At 66.9% G+C, this 20,343-nt stretch carries 15 protein-coding genes; 3 read left to right on the forward strand and 12 right to left on the reverse strand.

Annotated features, from left to right (window positions below; genetic code table 11):
- Nucleotides 1-5: 5 nt before the first annotated feature.
- From G1H10_RS30735 to G1H10_RS30780, 10 genes are all read right to left on the reverse strand, one after another.
- Nucleotides 6-2,657 carry a hypothetical protein gene (locus G1H10_RS30735; protein ID WP_163745098.1) on the reverse strand — a complete coding sequence of 884 codons (2,652 nt, stop codon included), beginning with the start codon at nt 2,655-2,657 and terminating at the stop codon, nt 6-8.
- Entirely contained in the window at nt 2,654-4,447 is a 1,794-nt protein-coding gene (uidA, locus tag G1H10_RS30740; RefSeq protein ID WP_163745099.1) for a beta-glucuronidase, read from the reverse strand. Before uidA ends, G1H10_RS30735 begins: the two co-directional genes overlap by 4 nt.
- Nucleotides 4,448-4,508: 61 nt before the next feature.
- Nucleotides 4,509-5,735: a glycoside hydrolase family 1 protein gene (locus G1H10_RS30745; protein WP_163745100.1), complete on the reverse strand. Its 1,227-nt coding sequence runs from the start codon at nt 5,733-5,735 to the stop codon at nt 4,509-4,511.
- Between the two features lie 22 nt (nt 5,736-5,757).
- A complete protein-coding gene (locus G1H10_RS30750) occupies nt 5,758-6,585 on the reverse strand; it encodes an ATP-binding cassette domain-containing protein (RefSeq protein WP_163745101.1) in 828 nt (275 codons plus the stop codon).
- Nucleotides 6,582-8,396 carry a dipeptide/oligopeptide/nickel ABC transporter permease/ATP-binding protein gene (locus tag G1H10_RS30755; protein ID WP_174264813.1) on the reverse strand — a complete coding sequence of 605 codons (1,815 nt, stop codon included), beginning with the start codon at nt 8,394-8,396 and terminating at the stop codon, nt 6,582-6,584. Before G1H10_RS30755 ends, G1H10_RS30750 begins: the two co-directional genes overlap by 4 nt.
- Nucleotides 8,393-9,334, reverse strand: a complete 942-nt coding sequence (locus G1H10_RS30760) for an ABC transporter permease (RefSeq protein ID WP_163745102.1) — start codon at nt 9,332-9,334, stop codon at nt 8,393-8,395. Before G1H10_RS30760 ends, G1H10_RS30755 begins: the two co-directional genes overlap by 4 nt.
- Before the next feature lie 82 nt (nt 9,335-9,416).
- A complete protein-coding gene (locus tag G1H10_RS30765; protein WP_163745103.1) occupies nt 9,417-10,970 on the reverse strand; it encodes an ABC transporter substrate-binding protein in 1,554 nt (517 codons plus the stop codon).
- A gap of 72 nt (nt 10,971-11,042) precedes the next feature.
- Nucleotides 11,043-11,285 carry a hypothetical protein gene (locus tag G1H10_RS30770; protein WP_163745104.1) on the reverse strand — a complete coding sequence of 81 codons (243 nt, stop codon included), beginning with the start codon at nt 11,283-11,285 and terminating at the stop codon, nt 11,043-11,045.
- 13 nt (nt 11,286-11,298) lie between these two features.
- On the reverse strand, nt 11,299-12,825 hold the full coding sequence (locus G1H10_RS30775) for an ABC transporter substrate-binding protein (RefSeq protein WP_163745105.1): 1,527 nt from the start codon (nt 12,823-12,825) through the stop codon (nt 11,299-11,301).
- A 79-nt stretch (nt 12,826-12,904) separates the two neighbouring features.
- Nucleotides 12,905-13,933, reverse strand: coding sequence for a D-2-hydroxyacid dehydrogenase (locus tag G1H10_RS30780; RefSeq protein WP_163745106.1), 1,029 nt, complete (start codon nt 13,931-13,933; stop codon nt 12,905-12,907).
- Between the two features lie 165 nt (nt 13,934-14,098).
- Between G1H10_RS30780 and G1H10_RS30785 the strand changes: the two genes are divergently transcribed.
- Both G1H10_RS30785 and G1H10_RS30790 read left to right on the forward strand, forming a co-directional pair.
- Complete coding sequence (locus G1H10_RS30785) at nt 14,099-16,144, forward strand: alpha-amylase family protein (protein ID WP_163745107.1); 2,046 nt, start codon at nt 14,099-14,101, stop codon at nt 16,142-16,144.
- Nucleotides 16,145-16,254: 110 nt separating this feature from the next.
- Nucleotides 16,255-17,277, forward strand: coding sequence for a LacI family DNA-binding transcriptional regulator (locus G1H10_RS30790; RefSeq protein ID WP_163745108.1), 1,023 nt, complete (start codon nt 16,255-16,257; stop codon nt 17,275-17,277).
- Nucleotides 17,278-17,410: 133 nt separating this feature from the next.
- Here G1H10_RS30790 and G1H10_RS30795 read toward each other — a convergent pair whose 3' ends face one another.
- The gene (locus G1H10_RS30795) at nt 17,411-17,884 is read right to left on the reverse strand and encodes a MarR family winged helix-turn-helix transcriptional regulator (protein WP_163745109.1); all 474 of its coding nucleotides are present in this window, start codon (nt 17,882-17,884) and stop codon (nt 17,411-17,413) included.
- Between the two features lie 98 nt (nt 17,885-17,982).
- On the opposite strand from G1H10_RS30795, the gene G1H10_RS30800 reads away from it, so the two are divergent.
- Complete coding sequence (locus tag G1H10_RS30800) at nt 17,983-19,488, forward strand: MFS transporter (RefSeq protein WP_163745110.1); 1,506 nt, start codon at nt 17,983-17,985, stop codon at nt 19,486-19,488.
- A gap of 93 nt (nt 19,489-19,581) precedes the next feature.
- Here G1H10_RS30800 and G1H10_RS30805 read toward each other — a convergent pair whose 3' ends face one another.
- Nucleotides 19,582-20,175 carry a TetR/AcrR family transcriptional regulator gene (locus G1H10_RS30805; RefSeq protein WP_163745111.1) on the reverse strand — a complete coding sequence of 198 codons (594 nt, stop codon included), beginning with the start codon at nt 20,173-20,175 and terminating at the stop codon, nt 19,582-19,584.
- Nucleotides 20,176-20,343: the final 168 nt, after the last annotated feature.

Raw genomic sequence — 20,343 nt, forward strand, 5'->3', positions numbered from 1 at the left:
GCCGTTCACTCACCGCGCTGTGTCACCGCGACCAAGTCCGTGCTGTGCAGCACCACGTAGGGCTGGTTGGACAGCGTGTCGTTGAAGCCCGGGACGAAGATCGGCTGATACCCCGCCCGTCGTACCTCGGCGAAGAACATCAACGGGTACGACGACGCCGTGAACTCACCTGGAATCCACGCCGAGAAACACGTTCCCTGGCGGTCCATCACGACCTGGTGGAACGTCTCGGACTGATCGACGTGCCGGTAGTGAAGCTCGGCGGCGTCCGCCGGTGTGAGCGATCCGGTCTCCAGCCGCACCTCCAGCGGCTGACCCCGGGTGAATCGTTCCGGCACGACGAAGCGCGCGTCGTCCAGCCGCCAGCGATCGTCACGGACAACCGGAGTCTTCGCGGTCGGCGGCGGTTCTCTTCGCAGCGCCTCGTCGCGTTCCAGGGAGAGCGCGAACAGATCTTCCCGCATCGCCGGGAGACGATCCGCCCAGTGACCGCGCTCGGAGACGCCCACACCGAAGGCAAGATCTTCCTGATACACGCCGGCGACGACATCCACGATCGCCGCGTACGACGCGTGCGCCGCTTCCAGCAGCCGAACCGTCTCCGAGATGGCCGTCGGATCACCCGTCCGGCGAAACAGCGCGTACTGCACCGCCGCACGGAACTTTCCGGCGAAGAAGCGGCCGAGCCGGGTCAGGACGTCCAGGTCGACGAGCGTCCGGTGCAGCTGCGCCGCCGGTGGTTCATCGAGCCCAGCTCGCACGCGGGTGATCGCCGCTTCGCCCGCGGCCACCCACCGCTCGATCCATGACGCCACCTCCAGCGGCGTGTACTTCCCGGTCAGCGTGCCCTCGAGCGCGTCGTCCGCGTACTCTCCGACGGCGTAGAACATCGTGGGGTCGAACGGCGACACACCCTCCCAGGTGCTGGGTGCCGGTGTGTCGAAGGCGTAGTGGGACGACTGGCGCCAGTACGAGATCGGCAGGTCGACGTACATCTCGGGCCAGTAGAAATTGTTCGCGCCACTCACCCCGTGCACCACCGTGACCAGAGGGAGGATGCGGCTCAACGACGCGAGCGCCGTCTCGATCTCAGCGGCCGCCGCACCGTACTCGGCCCGCAGGAAGCGGCGCCACGTGTCGGGCGGAGCGTCGGGATCGTAGAGTAGCCGGCCCCAGAGCAGATACGTGTACCGGTACTTGCGCCAGTCGGCGACGCCGAGCCGGAGGTCGTCGCGCAGGTACGGATCGCGCCGGCCCGGTTCACCGGTACCCCTCCGGCCCTTGAAGGACAACGGCTCACAGAACTCGACCCCACGTGAACCGCCGAAGGTCGCGAAGCGTCCGAAGCCGCCCGCCATCTCCGGGTCACCCCACAACAGCAGCTTCTGGGTTCCCGGCCACACCCGGAACATGAACTCGACCGGACGGCCCTCACTCAGGAAGTCCGCATAGCCGTAACGCGTGAGCCGGCGCTCGACATCGGTCACGCCTGCAACCTCCGCGTCGAAGCCGGGCCACGTCGCACCCTCGAGTTCACGGCGCCGGATCGATGCCTGGTGGTACGGGACGCCCATGTGTTCGGCCCAGTACTTTCCGGAGATCACCGGCCGGATTCCCGGCTTGTCGACGGCGTCGAGGATGGCCTGGTCGATGCCCTTGGCGTGCATGTCGACCTCGATCGGCCGCCCGGCGTCGGACACGGCGTGGAAGACCTTGTCCCAGAACACCTCGTGCCCTTGGTCGTGGATCCCGCCCTCGTAGTGCACCCGGAAGGTGAGCCCGTCGATCTCCGGGATCCGGGCGAGCAGCATCCGGACCGCGGCGGCGCAGTAGTCGGCATGGATCTCAGGGCTGATGCCGAGGATCGGATACCAGTGCCGCGAGTCGTACCCGTAGTCGTAGGCGTGATTCCACAGGCCCAGCTGGAAGCTCATTCCCCGTCGGCGCGTCTCTCGTGCGATGTGCGCGAGCGCAGCCAGATTGCGCTCACGTTCGGCCGCCGTCACCCCTTGAGCACGCACGTGGAAGCCGGGAACGTCGAGCAGGAAGGGATATGCGAAGCACAGGTAGTTGTCGCTCGCCGTGCGGCTCTCCACGCCGGTCCCGTAGTTGTACTGCATGCCGAACGCCAAGTGGAAGCGGTTGAACCGCTGGGTCGCGAGGTGGTCGAGGTAGTCGGTCCAGAACGCCCGGTCATGGAACCACGCGGAGTCCTCGTGGACGCTGGCGAATATCCGCTGGATCCCGCGTACCGGAACCGCTGGGCGCTGCGTCAGTTGTGGTCCCGGTGTGAAGTCGCCGAGCCCGCCGGCGGCGAGGCGCCCGCAGAGCTCAGTGAGGGCGTAGGCGAACCCCACATCGTCCGGCGCCGCGACCACTACGCGCCGACCGCCGGCCTCATCGGCGACGATTCGCAGAGCGTACGACTCGGGCTCGTGCGGCATATCCCGGAGTCCGGCCGCGACCGTGGACCTCGAGTCCTCCGCCCGGATCAGCGCCACCGTCAGCACACATTCTCGGTCATCGGCCAGCACGTCATCGGCGACTACGACGTGCGCGCCATGAGTCGTCGCCGCACCATCGAGACGGCCGATCGCCCAGCGTACCGGTGCCTGAGCGAGCACCTCGGGCGGACCGACGACGGCGACCCCCGTCACTGCGTGGTCCCGGGCTTGCGGCCGTCGAGGCCCCGCCACCGGTCGCGAAGGGCGAAGGCGGCACTCTTCGGGCGGCGGTCGCGCGTGAAGATGCCTTTCTTGTTGCCGTCGACGCGGTGTACGCCGTTCGAGGTGGCGAAGTCGGCGAAGTTCCAGATCTGCTCGCCGACGAACTGCGGGAAACGATCGAATACGCGATGGTGCATCACCAGATAGTCGCGCTGATACTCCTCGGTCCATGCCTGATCCCACACCGAATGCAGGCCCGGCTGAGTATCGGCGCCGTACTCGCTCATCATGATCGGCTTGCCCGTGCGTTCGACCCAGCTCTGGATGTCGCGCTCGAGGTAGTCTTCCGCGACGTCGAGCTCCCCAGTCGCGACGTACCAGCCGTAGTAGCGGTTCAGGCTGACGACGTCGAACAGGTCGATGATCTGGTCGTTCTTCGTGTTCGCGAACATCACGAGCGCATAGGTGAGAGGACGCGTCGGGTCGAGTTCGCGAGCGAGGGTCACCAGCGGCTCGAAGTACTCGCGCGCCCCGTCTTCGTTCGATGCGGGCTCGTTGGCGATGCTCCACATCACGACCGAGGGGTGGTTCTTGTCGCGTCCGATGAGCTCACGCAGGTGCTGCGCGTGCGCGGCACGCGTGCGGTCGTTCGCGTACTGCTCGGAGAACGTCGGGAAGGGCGGCTTGCCGGTCATTCCACCCACGACGCCCATGTTGAGCCCGACCGCCGCCGTCTCGTCGATGACGACGATGCCGTGCCGGTCGGCGAACTCGATGACCTCCTCGGCGTACGGATAGTGCGACGTGCGGAACGAGTTCGCGCCGATCCAGTCGAGGAGCTGGAAGTCGTGGACCAGGTACGCGTCGTCGCTGCCCTTGCCTCGGACGGGGGTGTCCTCGTGCTTGCCGAAACCGGTGAAGTAGAAGGGCTCGCCGTTGATGAGAAACTCGTAGCCGCGCACCTCGACCGTCCGCACGCCAACCGGGAGGGTGTAGCTGTCGACGACCTCGCCGCCGTCTGTCAGCTCGATCGTGAGGTCGTACAGGTAAGCGGCGCCGGGCTTCCACAGCACGACCTCGGGGATCTCGATCTGGCCGCCGGCACCCTCCGCTGCGCCGACGACCTCACCCTGGGCGTCGGCGATCCGCACGCGTACGTCGCCGGCCCCGACAGCCTTGACCTCGTAACGGACCGTTCCTGTGGTCCCCTCGAAGCCCGTCACGACCGTGACGTCATCGATGCGCAGCTTCGGCGTACTGTATAACCAGACGGATCGGGCGAGTCCCGCGTAGTTGTAGAAATCGTGGAAGTACGTCTGCTTCTTCCGGCCCGTGACGCCGACCTCGATCTTCCCCGGCGGGATCGTCTCGTTCGTGAGGTCCCCGCTGACGGCCACCGTGAGCCGGAACTCACCCCCGGCCGACACGACGTCGGTCAGGTCGATATCGAACGGTGTGTAGCCGCCGACGTGCTCCCCCATGAACGCGTCGTCGACGTACACACGCGCCGCATGCGTCGCCGCATCGAACCGGAGGAGGATCCGTTCGCCCGCCCACCCGCGCGGCACGCGCACGGTGCGCTGGTAATAGACCCATCCGACATGGTCGCGGATCTCAGGATCGGTGAAGAGATCGTTGAAGCTCGCGGGCACGGCAGCCTCCAGCGGCGTCTGGAGCCGCCCCGTCCACGGCTCGTCACCCACGCGCGAGTCGATCGCGAATCGCCAGATGCCGTCGAGATTGACGAGTTCGCGGGTCGGGGTGGGGATGGGCTTGAGCATGAAACGCCTTCCTACGCGTCGGGACTACCTGGTTCCATGTGCACGGGTGCTCCACCCGCCATCACGCGAGGGCGTTTCGGCGGGCGACCTCTCCGAGCCAGCCGAGACTCGGTTTCGGAGTGCGCACGAACGTCTCGCGATCGACGGCGATAAGGCCGAAGGTCGGGCGCCAATGGCCCCATTCGAAGTTGTCCAGCAGCGACCAGTGCAGGTAGCCGCGCACATCGGCGCCGTCGGAGATCGCCGCCCGAAGTCCCTCGAGCGCCTCGCGCGTGTACCGGATCCGCTGCTCGTCGTCGCTGGTGGCGATGCCGTTCTCGGTGACGAGGATCGGCACGCCACCGGTCACCTCGTGGGCGTGGCGCACCGCGATCCCGAGCGAATCCGGTCGATACGCCGTGCCGACGAGGGTGTTGTCGGGGTGCGGCGGGTGCGGAACCGGACCGTCGGCGTCGACCTCCTGACTGGAGTACGCCTGTACGCCTGCCCAGTCGTCGCCGCGGCTACCCTCCCAGTACACGTCCTCCTTGCCGTACCGGACCTCGAGGAGCTTCTCCTCACCACCCGGCGCGGCGGTGAGAGCGCCGGCGGCGACCGTCCAGCCGACCTTCGCGTCCGTGCGCTCCCGCAGGACATCGCGCGCGGCGTGGTGGACGCCGACGAACATCCGGCCGATCTCGGGGTCCGCGTAAGCCAAGAAGTTGCGAGCGTTGCGCTCTCGCTCTTCCTCGGACTGCTCGCGCTCGACGGTCGGGCTCGTCCACTCGCCGTCCGTGCCGGCGGACATCCGCTTCATCGCCGTCATGATCGCCGCCTGCATGTTCGGCTCGTTCATCGTCGCGACCCACTCGACGCCGTCGAGGATGCGCGTCGTCTCGGCCACGTACCGCACGAACCGGTCCGACGCGTCAGGCGCGGTCCATCCCCCTGCCTCGGCGAACCACCGCGGCGTCGTGAAGTGCTGCAGTGTCACGACCGGCGTGACACCGTGCTCGATACACGCGTCGATGACGCGCCGATAATGCGCGAGCGCGGCCCGGGAGACGTGCCCCGGGATCGGCTCGATGCGCGACCACTCCAGGCTGAACCTGTAGGTGTCGAGGCCCGCGTTCGCGAGGAGCGCGATGTCCTCGCGGTAGCGGTGGTAGCTGTCGCACGCGTCGAGCGAGAGCTCCATGCCCGGCGTCCGCTGCTCCTTCGCCCACCAGTCGCTGTTGACGTTGCCGCCTTCGATCTGGTGGCCGGACGTCGAGGCTCCCCAGAGGAAGCCAGGGGGAAACTCGGTCATCGTAGATCCGCCTTCCGTGATGTCATGCGTGCGCGGCGAGCAGCCGCTTGCGCTCCTCGCGCTTCTCGCGCTGCCGTGCCGGATCCGCGACCGGGGCGGCCAGGAGAAGTCGCTGGGTATATGGGTGCTCGGGCGTCGATGTCACGGTCGCGGCATCTCCGGTCTCGACGAGATCCCCGCGATACAGCACGGCGACGCGGTGGCTGATATGCCGGACCACGCCCAGGTCATGCGAGACGAACAGATAGGAGACGCCCGTCTCGCGCTGGATGTCGACGAACAGATCGAGCACCCGCGCCTGTGTCGACAGGTCAAGCGCCGAGACCGGCTCGTCGCACACGATCAGCTGGGGTCCCGGCGCGAGCGCCCTCGCGATCGCCACACGCTGACGCTGTCCGCCGGAGAATTCGCGAGGGAGGCGATCGATCGCGTCGTTCGGCAGGCCCACCTGATCGAGCAGGCTGCGCACCCGCGAACGCGCGTCCCGGCTCGTCGCCCCGTGCACCACAAGCGGTTCGGCGAGGATGTCTCCGATCGTCATCGACGGGTTGAGCGAGGTGTACGGGTCCTGGAACACGACCTGGATGTGGCTCGCGAGGCCGCGCCGGGCACGTCCGTGCAGGCCGCTGATCTCCTGGCTCGCGAAGCGGATCGATCCTCCCGACGGGCGGACGAGCCCGAGCACCGCGCGGCCGATGGTCGTCTTACCCGAACCGGATTCTCCCACCAGCCCGACGGTCTCGCCGTGGTCGACGTCAAGCGAGACACCGTGCAGGACCTCCACGTGCCTGGCTCGAAAACCCCTGCCCGGATAACTCACGCGGAGGTCTTCTAATTCCAGCAAGCTCATGATGCGACTCCCTTGACAGCGGCCGGTGGGTCTGTGCGCACCGCATCCTCGTCGAGGATCGAGCCGAGCAGCATCCGCGTGTACTCGTGTCGCGGGGCTCCGAAGATCTCCTCGGCCGCCCCGTTCTCGACGATCTCGCCCTCCTTCATGACGGCGATCCGATCGCAGATGTCGGCGACGACGCCGAAATTGTGCGTGACCAGGAGCACGGCCATGCCGAGTTCATGCTGCAGATCACGCAACAGATCGAGGATCTCGGCCTGTACGGTCACGTCGAGCGCGGTCGTCGGCTCGTCGGCGATGAGGAGCTTCGGCCGGCTCGCGACCGCGCCCGCGATGAGCACGCGCTGCGCCATTCCGCCCGAGATCTCATGCGGATACGCGTCGAAGGTGCGCTGCGGATCGACGATGCCGCACCTGTCGAGCAGCGCGATCACGCGCGCCTTCGCATCCTTCCTCGGCATGCTGGTCGCCGCGCGCAGGCCCTCGACCAGCTGCGAACCGACGCGGAAGGACGGATCGAGATTCGACATCGGTTCCTGGGGGATGTATGCGATCGCGCTACCGCGAAGAGCAGCCATCGACGTGTCATCGAGGCCGAGAAGCTCGCGCCCATCGAAGCGGATCGACCCGCCCGTGATGACCGCCTCCGACGGGAGGACACCGAGCGTCGAGAATGCCGTCTGGGTCTTCCCGGATCCCGATTCGCCGACGAGCCCCAAGACGTCTCCCGGTGCGAGGGACAGATTCACTCCGCGCACGACTTCGTTGGGCGCACCGTCGACGCCCGGATAGGCGATGCCGAGGTCGCGGATCACCAGGAGCGCGTCCGGATCGGTCGGGCCGTCCCGCTCGACGTCTGCCACGACGCGTTGGCCGGCGCCGACCTTCTTCGCCTTCGGCTTCGATCCCTCGAGCGTGTCGCGCAGCGCGTTCCCGAGCAGCACCAGCGATGCCGTGATGACTCCCAGGAGCAGGCTCGGCCAGAGGAACTGGGCCGGCGCGACGTAGAGGTTCCGGAAGCCGGAGGAGATCATCGCGCCGAAGCTCGGAATCTCGGTGGACCCGACGCCCAGGAAGGCGAGGCCCGACTGCACGGCGATGGCCGACCCGGCCATGAACGCGGCGGCGATGATGATGGGGCCGCGGACGATGGAGAGCACGTGGCGCCCGAGGATGCGGACGTTCCCGAGGCCCGACACTCGCGCGGCGTCGACGTACAGCTCGTTCTTCACACCGAGCACGAGGTTGCGCACGATGCGGTAGATGCCTGGCGCCAGCAGGAAGCCGAAGACGAACATCGTGGCGCGGTAGTCACCCCCCGTGACGGGCATGAGGATGATGAGCAATAGCACACCGGGCAGCGTCATGAGGAGGGCGAAGGTCCACTCCGTGATGGACTGTGTGGCGCGATTGAAGTACCCGCCGACGAGGCCGCCCGTGACGCCGACGATGAGCGCGACCGTCGTTCCGATCAGGGCAGAGATCGCCGCCGTGTTGATGGAGTGCAGAAGACGGCTGAAGATGTCACGCCCGGACTCGTCGCCGCCGAGCAGGTAGCCCGATGTTCCGACAGGCGCGTTGACCATGCTCAGGTCGGCGTCGTTCGGTCCGTGTGGCGCGATGAGCGGAGTCAAAGCACCTATGAGGAAGATCGCGGCGAGGAGACCGATCGTGATCGCCGCCTGTGGGTCCCGGATGACCTTCTTCCACGTGGGCGTCCGCTGGGAGGCGTCCGCCCCCGCAGTGATGACGTGTTCGGTGCTGTGTGTCCGGACGGTCTGCGTCGTGGGGTCGTCGGAGGTGCTCAATGGACCCTCGCTTTCGGGTTCAGCCAGCCGTTGAGGATGTCGGTGACGAGGTGGACCACGGTGACGAGGGCCACGCCGAACACGGAGATGCCGAGGATGACGGGGATGTCGCCCTGAAGAGAGGCGTTGAACGCGTAGCTACCGAACCCAGGGAGCGCGAACACGTTCTCGATGATGAGCGCCGCACCGAACATCTGGATGAACTCCAGCGACATCACGGTGAGGGCCGGGCTGCCGGCGTTGCGCAGCGCATGCTTGTAGACGATCGATCTCGACGAGATGCCTCGTGTGCGCAGCGTGCGAACATAGTCGCGGTTGAGCTCGTCGATCATCCGTCCGCGCACCTGGGCCGACATGTTCGCGACGCCGGGGATCACCAGCACGATCACGGGGATCGTGATACTGCGCAGCCACCCGAGGGTGTCGTCGCCGAACCGCACGTATCCCGTCGCAGGGAGCCAGCCGAGCTCGACGCCGAAGAGGACGACGAGTCCGATCGCGAGCAGCAGCGCAGGGAAGATGTGTCCGACCAGCGAGATCCCCTGGGCGAAGCGGTCGATGACACCGCCGTGCGAGGCAGCCCACACGCCGAGCAGCACCGACAAGATCGCCGTGATCAGCAGCGCGGGAACGATCAGCGACAAGGTGACGGCGAGCCGGTCGACCACGGCCGAGCGCACAGGCAGCGACGTGAACGCGGACTGACCGAGGTCGCCCTGGACGGCGTGCCAGATCCACTCGACATACTGCACGATGACCGGCCGGTCCCATCCGCGCGCCTCCACCAGCGCCGCGGTGGACTCGGGAGTCGCCCCTTGGCCGAGCATCGTGCGGGCGGTGTCGTCGAATGAACTGCTGATGAGCAGGAAGACGATCAACAGGATGACGAGCGCGAGCATCACGCCCGCTGCCAGTCGTCTGAGGATGTAGAGGGTCATCTCAATACTCTCGTGAGGCGGAGAGGTCCAGTGAGCCGGCCGGCCCGCTGGACCTCCGGTGGGCCGGCCGTGCTGTCGGTCATTATTCGAAGCCGAATGCGCGGATGGTCGGCGGCAGCCCACCCACGGTCGAGTACGTGATACCGTCGCGCGCTGCCCACGTCGTGCCGCCGAAGGCGATCGGGACCTCGAACGCCTGCTCAACCGCGTATGCATTGACCTCGCGGTACGTCGGTATCGCGTCCTCGTAGTCGACGGTCGTGTTGATCACGCCGAACAATTCGTCGAGGGTCGGATCGGAATGGTTCTGCGGGTTCGAGAAACCACCGGGGACGAAATGAGAGAACGCGTCCGACGGATCGGAATTGAACCCGGCTACCTGGAAGGACAGGCCATAGTCGCCCGACATGTGGGCCGATTGCACCTGCTGCGGCGGAACGGACACCCACTCAAGGTTCAGGCCGACATCGGAGAAGGCCTGCGAGATCGTCGGTTCGAACGCGGTCGACAGGAACGTGCTCGGGATCTCGAAGCTCTCCCCCACGTATCCGGCTTCTTCGACGAGTTCGCGCCCACGCTCGGGGTCATACTCGTAGAGTTCCTCCAGGGCCGGGTCGTAGACCTCGCCTTGGGGATTGAAGATCTGCACCGTCGGGGAGCCGAGACCGCCCAGCAATCCCTCGACGAACGCCTCGCGGTCGATCGCGTAGTTCAGGGCCTGACGAACGCGCACATCGCCGAGCGCGGGCCACGTCTCGCCCGCTCGATCGAGGATCTCCAGCACGAACACGACGTTCGCCTCGATCTGGCTGAGGGTGAAGGCGCTCTCGTCGAGCTGGCCGAGCATTCGCTGCTGCACGGTACCGGCGTCGATCTCTCCGGCCTGAAGTGCGTTGAGCTGGGCGGTGGGATCGGGCATCACGCGCACCGTGAATGTCGAGACCGGGATCGCGTCGGCGTTCCAATAGTCCTCGCGCTTCTTGAGGACGTAGGTGTTGTCCGGCACGGTGTTCGCGACATCGAGCTCGAACGGTCCCGACCCGACCGGGTCGGTTGCCGTGCGCTCGTCGTCGAGCGTGTCGGGGTGGCCGATCGCGCCCGCCCCGAGCGCGATGTTGGAGAGGAACGTCGGGTCGAAACTGTCGAAGTGCACCTCGACGGTGCTCGGGTCCACGGCGGTAACGTCTGTGACCTGGGAGTACTTCGACTGGACGGGACCCGGCGTCTCACGTGTGCGTTCCATCGACGCGACGACCGCATCTGCGTCGACCGGCGTGCCATCGCTGAAGGTCATGCCGTCCCGAAGGGTGAGCGTCAGCAGTGTGCCGTCCTCGTTGTATTCCCAGCGTTCGGCCGCGTTCGGGATCAGCTCGCCCGTTTCCGGGTCGCGCGCCAGCAGCGTGTCCAGCACCCCCGACCATACGAACGTCTGCTGCCCATCGATGAGCTGGGCAGGATCGAGGGAGTTCGGGCCGGACTGGACCGCGATCGTCAAGCTACGGTCAGCGGACGGGTCGCCGTCCGGCGGAGCGGTGTCGGAATCTGCTCCGCAACCGGCGAGGGCCAGTGCGAGAGCGGTGGCCGTGGCCGCGAGTGCAGACGCTCCGCGGCGCTTGGTCCGACGAGTCGAGTACATGTCATTCTCCTTTGAATGGGTGGCTTCGGTCGGTCGCGCATGTCACCGGTCACCGCGTCGCCCTGCGAGTAGTTAAGCAGTGTCCAGCGCCGGTGACAATCGATTGCCAACTTCGTTATGAATGAGCGATGCTGACTCGGCATCGCCGTGGCTGACGAGGAGAGACATGGGATCGGTGCGGGAGCGGTCGTCGCGGGAGGGACGGTCGTCGTCATGGATCTGGCGCGCGAACACTGCACGTGAACCCGGCTGGATGTCAATCGATTGCCACAGGGACATCATCGGCAGCCGGCAGCCCTTCGCTTCACCACCCATGGGGTAAGGCAGCTCACTCAGAGACATCGAACACCCGCAGATCTTGCATGGACAGGGCGCTCCCGACATACTCGACGCCCTCAACCGTCGCCCAGATCGTGTCGAGCCACAGCGCGGGTGAGAACCACGCGTTGTCTATTCCGAACTGGTTGATCCGGCTGTACAACTCGTCGGCCTCGCCCAGGTCGACTTCGGCCGCGACGTCCTCGATGAGCTCGTTGAGCTCGGGATCGCTGGAACCGAACGGGTTGTTCGATCCCTCCGGGGCAAAGTACTGGGCCACCACGCGAGACGACGGCGCCGCACCCCCGATGTTCCAGTAGGCAGCCCAGTCGGTCGACTGCCCGGAACTCTGGGCTGGAACTGGATCCCACTGGAGCGTGATCCCGATGTCGGCGAACGCCTGCGAGAGCGTCGCCTGAAACTGCATCGACATCACGTTCGCGGGCATCGCGAGGGTGAACCCGTCGCCGTAGCCGGCTTCCGCCATCAGCTCACGCGCCGCTTCGACGTCGTACGGATACGCCTGCTCCCCCTCTGGCAGGTACGCGGAGCTCAGGGGATTGAAGACCTGTGCGGTCGGCACGCCGAACCCGTAGTTCAACGACTCGACCATCCCCGCCCGGTCGAGCGCCATGTTGATCGCCTGACGCACACGCACGTCACCGAGCGCGGGGACGACTTCGCCGTCCCGGTCCGCCAGCACGATCTGCGCCAGGCTCGCGCCCTCGACCTCGGTCAGCGACAGGCCGGCGTCCACCGCACGCTCGGCCAGTTCGCCGTTGACGGTCGCCGCGTCCAGCTCACCCGCGATCATCGCGTTGAACCGCGCGGTCTGGTCCGTGATCGGCCGCACCGTCACCGTCTCGAACGGATACTCCTCGGCGTTCCAGTGGTCGTCGCGGCGGTCGAGCACGTACACGACGCCGTCGTCGGTCTGGTCGGCGTTGAGCGTGTAGGGCCCGGATCCCACCGGGTTGAGCTGGGTCTGCGGATCGTCGAGCGTCTCGGGATCGCCGACGACACCCGCGGCCTGTGCGAGCGAGGTGAGCAGGTTGTCGTCGGGCTCGCTCAGGTTCAGCACGACGGTATGGTCGTCGGGCACCTCGATCGAGTCGATCGCCGAGAGGTTTCCCTGTTGGGGACCGGGCGTGGTTCTCGTCCGTTCGAGCGTCCCCCGCACGTCCTCGGCTCGGACCGGTTCTGAGTCCGAGAACGACAGGTCGTCACGGAGGTGCAGCGTCAGAGTGAGCGCGTCGTCGGAGTACTCCCAGCTCTCGGCGGCTGCTGGCTGGAGCTCTCCCTCGTGATCGAGGTACAGCAAGGTATCGAAAAGCGCGCCCCAGACGTACCGCTGGACGCCGTCGTGAAGTTCGGCGGGATCGAGGGAGTTCGGCGGCTGCGGCACCCCGAACACGAGTGTGGCGTCCCCTTGCGGGCTCGCGGACCCGCCTCCCTCAGAACTGCAGGCGCTCGCCACGAGCAGCGCTCCGACCATCAGGGCGCTGCCGGTGGTGCGACCAACGGATCGTTTCGGCATGAGGTCTCCTTTGACTCTGTCGTCGGTGATGGCCCGGTCCCCGTCGCGCCGATCTGCACCGCGCGGATGCGCATGGCGCTCACCTCTTCCGAGGAGGCGGAATACTGCCGCTGAAGATGTCTCGTGGGCTCAGCTGATTGAGAAGCTGCTCCCCCGCTCGGTAGCGGCGGATGTTCTCCACGATCGTGTCGATGGACCGCTGCGTGCGATCGGGGAGCTTCGGTGTTTGATGAGGGGTGATCAGCACGTTGGGCGCGTCCCACAGGGGCGCGTCGGAAGGCAACGGCTCGGGGTCGGTGACATCGAGTCCCGCGCCGGCCACCACCCCCGAGTGCAGCGCATCTACCAGCGCGTCCTGGTCGATCAGCCCGCCGCGTCCGAGGTTGATGACGTAGGCTCCCGGCCGCAGCCGAGCGAGGCGCTCTCGCGACAGAATGTGATACGTCTCGTCGCTCAGATGGGCGGCGAGCATCACGACATCGGTGTGCTCAAGCATGGCATCGACCGAGTCACCCGCGTCCGCGGCATAGAGTCGATCGACCTCGTCGCCCGCTTCCCCGGCCCGACGGCGATACGCGACCACACGCATGCCGAACGCCTTGCCGAGCTTGGCCATCTCGCGGCCTGTATGTCCGTAACCGATGATGCCGAGGGTCTTCCCCCACAACGCCAAGCGGTCGGCATAGCCCGAGATCCCACCCCATTCGTGCGCGTCCTGTTTCTCGAGGAGTCGTCGCGCATCGAACGTCAGCGCGAGGGCGAAGTAGAACGCATGCTGCGCGAGCGCGGGAGCGGATCGCCCGGCCGATCCCGTCACGATGAGGCCGCGCTCGAACACCTCGGGGCGCGCGGAACGGGTGAGCCCTGCATGGTCACAGTGCACCCACGTAAGACTCGGCGCTTCAAGGAACCGGTCGTCGATATCGCCCCAGATGACGGCGACGTCGGCGCGCTCGAGCTCACGATCGAACTGCTCCTGCTCCCGTGGATGCAAAGCCACGACATCCGCGGGAGCGAAGGCACCTCGCAGCCGCTCGATCTCGTCCGGCTCCCAGAGCAGCGACATCACCACACGCTCGATCTCACGCCCCTGCCCGTTGCTCGGCATCGCCTGATTTCCCCTCTGGTCGGACCAATTTGCACGGCAAGAGAATCACGCGGCCGGAGCATTGTCAATGGTTACCGCCGATGGCGGCCTTCCGGAGAACCCGCTAAGGTTTGCGATGGCTGCATTGGTCTGACCAGACTGGCTGCAATGCAAGGAGGCATGCACGTGAGCACGACGCTCGACGAGACCCCATCGACGGCGAAGTGGTGGACGTACCCGTTCGCCGTCTTCCAGACCAACCTCCAGGAGATAGACGCCGGTCTCGATGTCGAGGCTGCTCTCGACGCGATCCAGGCGCACGGTGCGAACGCCTGGTTGCTGAACACCGGCGGCATCATCTCCAACTTTCCGACGGAGCTCCCGTTTCAGACACGCAATCCCCACCTCGAGGAGAGGCCGTCCGGCGACCTTGTCGGCGACGCCGTCGAGGCCGCACACCGACGCGGCGTACGTGTCATCGCACGATTCGATCTTTCAAAGGTCGCCGCTCCGATCGCGGCCGCCCATCCGGAGTGGTGCTTCCGTACCCACGACGGCGAGCCGCAGGTGTACAACGACCTATGGAGCATGTGCCCGTCCGCGGGGTACTACCAGGAGCGCTCCTTCGACATCATCGACGAAGTGCTCGACCGCTACCCGATCGATGGCGTGTTCTTCAACTGGTTCAACTTCAACATCATCGACTACAGCCGCAAGCTGTACGGCGTGTGCCACTGCGCCGCGTGCGTGCGCCGGTACCGGCAATGGAGCCACGGCGAGTCGTTGCCCGTCGACACTCGAAGCGCCGAGATCCGCACATGGAGCCGGTTCACGGCAGAGGTGCTCGCCGACCTCAACACAAGGATCACGGCGCACATCCACGCCCGGGCCGAGGATGTACTCGTCGTCCTCGGAAAGCAGGCGCACATGCGGTACGCGGAGTCGAACAAGATGTTCGGCCGCGACCTCTGGCCGCACAGGACAGGCGAGGATGTCAGCGAGCTCCGGCATCACGAGCCGCCTGTCCCTGCCCTCGTGAACAGCGTCAGTTTCGTCGACATGCCGTACCGCATGGCGGGCGAGGAACCGTCGCATTTCGCCCAGTACCTCATCCAGGGAATCGCCCGCGGCGGTATGCCCTCCACCTACATCATGGGAGCACCCGGCCGCATCCCCTACCCGTCCCTGGAAGCCGCCGGCGAGATCACGAGATTCTTCCGGCGCCACGAGGACGACGTCTACGGACGACTCGCACCGGCGGCACGCATCGCTCTCGTGAAGGCACCGCCGGCACAGCTCGGCTCGGCGGCATCCGAGGAGTACCACGGGACGTACTCGATGCTGCAGCGGGCGCAACGCCCCTTCGACGTCATACCGCTCGATCAGATCGCACAGCTGGAGGCCGCGGGTCGGCTGGCTCGATTCGACCTCATCGTCCTCCCCGATGTCGGCGCCCTCGAATCCCAGGCGGCCGCCCTCGACGCGTACGTGCGCGCCGGCGGGAACGTCCTGACCACGGGGGCATCCGGCTTCACCGAGGACGGAACCGCCGAAATGCGCACCTCGCCCGCACACGCTCGCGTCGGCGATATCCGATGTGGGCAGGATCTGTGGTCGACGTACGCGACGCTGGCTCCGCAGGATCGTGCCGCATCGCACCACTTCGACGCACCGATCGTCCCCGTGCTCGGAAAGCTGCACGACTGCGCGTGGGCCGACAGCACCCTGCGGCAGGGAGTCATGCTTCCCCCTGCCCCCTTCGGACCGCCGGAGAAGGCTTACGGCCACCTCCCGTCCGAGGAGCCCGCGTACGGCAGCCTCCCGGATCCGGGCGGCGGCAGCGTCACAGTTCTACCGTGGACGATCGGGCAGTCGTACCGCGAGATCGAGACCACACCGCCCCAGGAGATGTTTCTCCGTATCGTCGACGCCGCCGCTCCGCCGCGGCTGCGCTTCGACGCGCCGGAGAACGTGGAGGCGATCGTCGGCACGGCAGGCGACGATCTCATCATCCACCTGGTGAACCTCACGGGAGCGAGCCGGCGTGGGTTCCGCCCTCCGGTCGCCGTCACGGGCCTGCGCGTTGAGCTTCCTGAGACAACGCGCGATCTGCGAGCGGATGCCCTGGTCGCAGGTGTGCCGTTGGATGCCGGCGTGGGCGGCGTGCTCGAGCTCGGGACGCTTCGTGACTTCGAGGTTCTGCGCATCAGGGGAGCCGCGTCGCTTGCATAGCGCCCACCGGCTCGCTTGTCGCCATGCGTCACTTCCGTCTCGACAGCGCCTCATGGCAATCGGTTGCGATATGGAAGGATGGAAGGCCACAGGAGTTCAGGAGGGTGCATGTGTCCGAGCAGCTGTCGCGGGGCGGTGCCAATGGCAACCGCAAGCCATCCGCGACGATCTACGATATTGCGCGCGAACTTGAGCTCAGCCCTTCCACCGTGTCGCGAGCGCTTAACAAGCCCGGCCGCATCGCGGCGAAGACCGAGCGGCGAATCCGCGATGCGGCCGCGAAGCTCGGCTATCGCGGCAACCCCATGGCGCGCTCGCTCCCGACCGGGCGTACGCGCATGCTCGGGCTCGTCGTATCCGACGTGACGAACCCGGTGTTCTTCCGGCTTGTGCGCGGCGCCGAGAAGGCATGTAGCGAGCTCGGTTACACGCTCGTGCTCGCGGAATCGCAAGAGTCGGGCGAGCTCGAGTACGGCACACTCGATCGGCTGCTCCCGGCGGTCGACGGCGTGGTGCTCGCGGCCGCGCGACTCGAGGACGACCAGATCCACCAGATCGCGGCGTCGACGGACGTCGTACTGATCAACCGCCGTGTCGGCGAACTCTCCGCCATCGTGCCCGACATCGACGACGGCGTCGCGCAGGCCATCGACCATCTCGCCACCCTCGGGCACACATCGATCGCCTACCTCGCGGGGCCGGCGATCTCCTGGATGTCCCGCGAGCGCGGCGAACGCGTATTCGAGCACGCCGTCGCGCGCGGCATGATCTTCGTGGAGATCGGCCCCACCTCCCCCGATCTCGTGGGTGGCCAGTCCGCGCTGCGTCGCGTGCACGCGTCCGGTATGAGCGCCGTGCTCGCCTACAACGACCTCATGGCGATCGGCCTCCTCCGTGCGTGCCGCGCCGAGGGCATCGACGTGCCCGGCGATCTCAGCATCATGGGCTTCGACGACATCTTCGGCGCCGATCTCACGACGCCCGCCCTCACGACCGTGCGCAGCCCTCTCGACCGTGCGGGCGACGCGGCCGTGCGCAGCCTCGTCGCGACGCTCGATGGAATTGAACCCGCGGCGGCGGACCCGCTGCCCACAGAGATCGTCGTACGCGAGTCGACCGCCGCCCCGCACTGATCGCGACGGCGACCGGGCGGCGGATTGCGTCAGTCGGCACAGACCCTGCCACGCCATCGGTCACCCAGGCAGAGACACACACCGCTCGTGGCGGCAGATCAAGGCACGCTCCGACAACTGTCGGCGCCCGCCGCTATGCTCGGACGGCCTCGCCGTAGGCTTCGACGAACCGTTCGAGAAGCTCGAGGAACTGAGTGACGTCCTGGTCGCCGAGGGCCGCCAGTCCGGCCTCGTATGTTCCGAGAACCATAGACGTGGCCGCCTCGAGCGCGGATAGCCCGTCCTCGGTCGGCTCGATCAGCCGGGCGGGCCGGCCCGGCTCGTCGATGCGACGCACGAGCCCTTCCTTGAGAGCGCCGTTGACCTGACGGTTGACCGTGGACTGCTCCAAGCCGAGCGCGTCGGCGATCTCCCGCAGCGTGCGAGGACCGCGGTCCGCTAGCAGCCACAGCAGCCGAGCATCGGCGATCCCAAGCGGGCTGCGGGACTCGACCAGACGGCGGTGGACGTCCAGGCGGATCAGCAACCCTGCCAATGCGCGACCGCTGGTCAACCCGGACTCGACGGCGGACGCAGACGCCGCGGACGACGGTGTCACAGGCGACATCACAGACCTCCGAGACTCCCGGATTGTGAAGGGACAGCGTATGTAGGTAGCATACACACCTTAAATTGTATGTACCATACACATGTCGTCGGAGCGCCATGACACCCTCCAGTTCCTCCATCGCCCCCGGTGCCGCGGCACCTCGATCGACGCGCCGCGCCGTCGCGGCCGTCGCCGTACTGTGCTTCAGCAGCCTGTGCGCGGCACTGATGCAATCACTCGTGATCCCCATCCAGGGCGAACTGCCCGTCTTGCTGAGCACCTCCGCCGCCAACGCGTCGTGGGTCGTCACCGCGACCCTGCTCGGCGCGGCCGTCGCCATGCCGGTGACCGGCCGTCTGGCCGACATGTACGGCAAGAAGCCCGTCCTGATCGCCTCCGCCGCCATTCTTCTGGTCGGTTCGCTCATCTGCGCCATGTCCGACTCGGTCGGACCGATGCTCGTCGGCCGCGTGCTGCAGGGCACGGCCATGGGTTACATACCCGTCGCCATCAGCATGGTCCGCGAGACCGCGCCACCGCACCTACGCAACACCGCCGTCGCCGGCGTCAGCGCGACCCTCGGCGTTGGCGGCGCGCTCGGCCTCCCGCTCGCCGCCTGGATCGCCCAGGACTTCGACTGGCATGCGCTGTTCTGGGTCTCGGCCGCCCTCGCCGCGATCATGATCACCCTCACCGCCATCGTCGTCCCGCAGATGCGCGACGCCCACCCCGGCAGGCTCGACATCGCCGGCGCAATCGGACTGGCCGCCGGACTCGTCGGCGTCCTGGTCGGCGTCACCAAGGGCAACGACTGGGGCTGGGGTGACTCGAACACACTCGGCATGATCTCCGGCGGCATCCTCGTACTCCTGCTGTGGGGCTGGTATGAGCTGCGCCATCGTGAGCCGCTCATCGACCTGCGCACCACCGCCCGCACACCCGTCCTGCTCACCAACATCGCCGCCGTGCTCATCGGCTTCGGCATGATGGCACAATCCATCGTCGTCCCACAGCTGCTACAGACGCCCGAAGCCACCGGGCACGGACTCGGGCAGACCATCATGCAAACCGGACTCTGGATGGCACCGGCGGGCATCATGATGATGCTGTTCACGCCCGTGTCATCCAGGATGCTCACCCAACTCGGCGCCCGCATCACCCTGGCCGCCGGGGCCGCCGTCATCGCCCTCGGCTACACCGTGGCCGTATTCCTCATGAACGCGCCATGGCAGCTCATGCTGGCCTCCTGCGTCGCGTCCGCCGGGGTGGGCATCGGCTACGCCGCCATGCCCACGCTCATCCTCACCAACGTCCCGCCCAGCGAATCGGCCGCCAGCGTCGGCCTCAACGGTCTCATGCGCTCCATGGGCACCACCATCGCCGGCGCCGTCATGGCCGTCGCACTCACCAGCCAGACCACCACACTCAACGCGAGTCTCCCAGCTATGCCGACCCAAGGCGCATTCCAGCTCTGCTTCATCATCGGAGCCGCCGCAGCCATCACGGGCGCGCTCATCGTGCTGCTCATCCCACGACACAAACACGACGACACCCACGACGTGACCGACGACGGCGCCGCCGACGCACGCGAATCATCGGACGAAACGGTGCTCGTGGACTGAGCCAGGCCGGCGCGGATCAGAAACCGACTCTGAGGAACCGTGAGCCACGGGTCTCAGGCACAAACCCGGACCACAAAGGATGTGCCGGCCACGTCATTCTTCTTCGGGGGGCGCGGGCATCGCCCTGTCTGATGGATCAGTGGTGAACAGTCCCCGGTGGAGGATTTCGCGGATCCGGCGCGGGCGATGCGGACGTGCTGCGAGAGCGTCCGCCGCGTGTGCGGCCATGGCCATGGGAAGGCTCAGCAGGACGTCGTCCGTCGTCACCGATGCATGAACAATGCCACGCGCTCGCGCCCGGGCCACGAGCGGCTCAATGGCCGCCGTCGTGCGGCGGGCAAGCTCGCCGAGGTCGGTTCTGTCGTGACGTGCGGTCACGCGTGCGAGCCATGGGGCGCGCAGCTGCACGTCGAACATGTAGTGGAACAGTTCTACGGCGCCATCGTCGCTGTCGGCGAGAGCTGCGGCCCGGGCCTCGATGTCCGCGACGTTCTCCTGTAGCACTGCCGTGGCGAGAGCGTCCCGGTCGGTGAAATGGCGGTGCAAGGTGGTGCGGCTGACATCTGCCGCACGTGCGATCTCTTCGAGCGGAGCATCCGGGCCGAGCCTGGCGAATACCTCCCGTGCGGCGGAGACGAGTCGTTCGTGGTTGCGCGCCACGTCGCGTCGAGTGGATGTCGCGGGCATGTCCCGAGGATAGCGGCCGACCCAAGTGATCTAGGAGAATCCGGCGCGAACGAAACGTACATTGATGTACGGTTTGAGGGAGTCATCAAGTCCGCGGGGGTGCCGGGGGGGGGGGGGCCGCCGCCAGGACCCCACAGTGTTGTGACAAAAGGCGCCCCATTGTCCCCC

The sequence above is a fragment of the Phytoactinopolyspora halotolerans genome (genome assembly GCF_010550675.1).
GTDB lineage: Bacteria > Actinomycetota > Actinomycetes > Jiangellales > Jiangellaceae > Phytoactinopolyspora > Phytoactinopolyspora halotolerans.

What these genes read in the sequence shown, in the direction of transcription:
- uidA (WP_163745099.1), bottom strand. Translation starts at nt 4,447, where the DNA reads ATGCTCAAGCCCATCCCCACCCCGACCCGCGAACTCGTCAATCTCGAC.
- G1H10_RS30745 (WP_163745100.1), bottom strand. Translation starts at nt 5,735, where the DNA reads ATGACCGAGTTTCCCCCTGGCTTCCTCTGGGGAGCCTCGACGTCCGGC.
- G1H10_RS30750 (WP_163745101.1), bottom strand. Translation starts at nt 6,585, where the DNA reads ATGAGCTTGCTGGAATTAGAAGACCTCCGCGTGAGTTATCCGGGCAGG.
- G1H10_RS30760 (WP_163745102.1), bottom strand. Translation starts at nt 9,334, where the DNA reads ATGACCCTCTACATCCTCAGACGACTGGCAGCGGGCGTGATGCTCGCG.
- G1H10_RS30765 (WP_163745103.1), bottom strand. Translation starts at nt 10,970, where the DNA reads ATGTACTCGACTCGTCGGACCAAGCGCCGCGGAGCGTCTGCACTCGCG.
- G1H10_RS30770 (WP_163745104.1), bottom strand. Translation starts at nt 11,285, where the DNA reads ATGGGTGGTGAAGCGAAGGGCTGCCGGCTGCCGATGATGTCCCTGTGG.
- G1H10_RS30775 (WP_163745105.1), bottom strand. Translation starts at nt 12,825, where the DNA reads ATGCCGAAACGATCCGTTGGTCGCACCACCGGCAGCGCCCTGATGGTC.
- G1H10_RS30780 (WP_163745106.1), bottom strand. Translation starts at nt 13,933, where the DNA reads ATGCCGAGCAACGGGCAGGGGCGTGAGATCGAGCGTGTGGTGATGTCG.
- G1H10_RS30795 (WP_163745109.1), bottom strand. Translation starts at nt 17,884, where the DNA reads ATGTCGCCTGTGACACCGTCGTCCGCGGCGTCTGCGTCCGCCGTCGAG.
- G1H10_RS30800 (WP_163745110.1), top strand. Translation starts at nt 17,983, where the DNA reads ATGACACCCTCCAGTTCCTCCATCGCCCCCGGTGCCGCGGCACCTCGA.
- G1H10_RS30805 (WP_163745111.1), bottom strand. Translation starts at nt 20,175, where the DNA reads ATGCCCGCGACATCCACTCGACGCGACGTGGCGCGCAACCACGAACGA.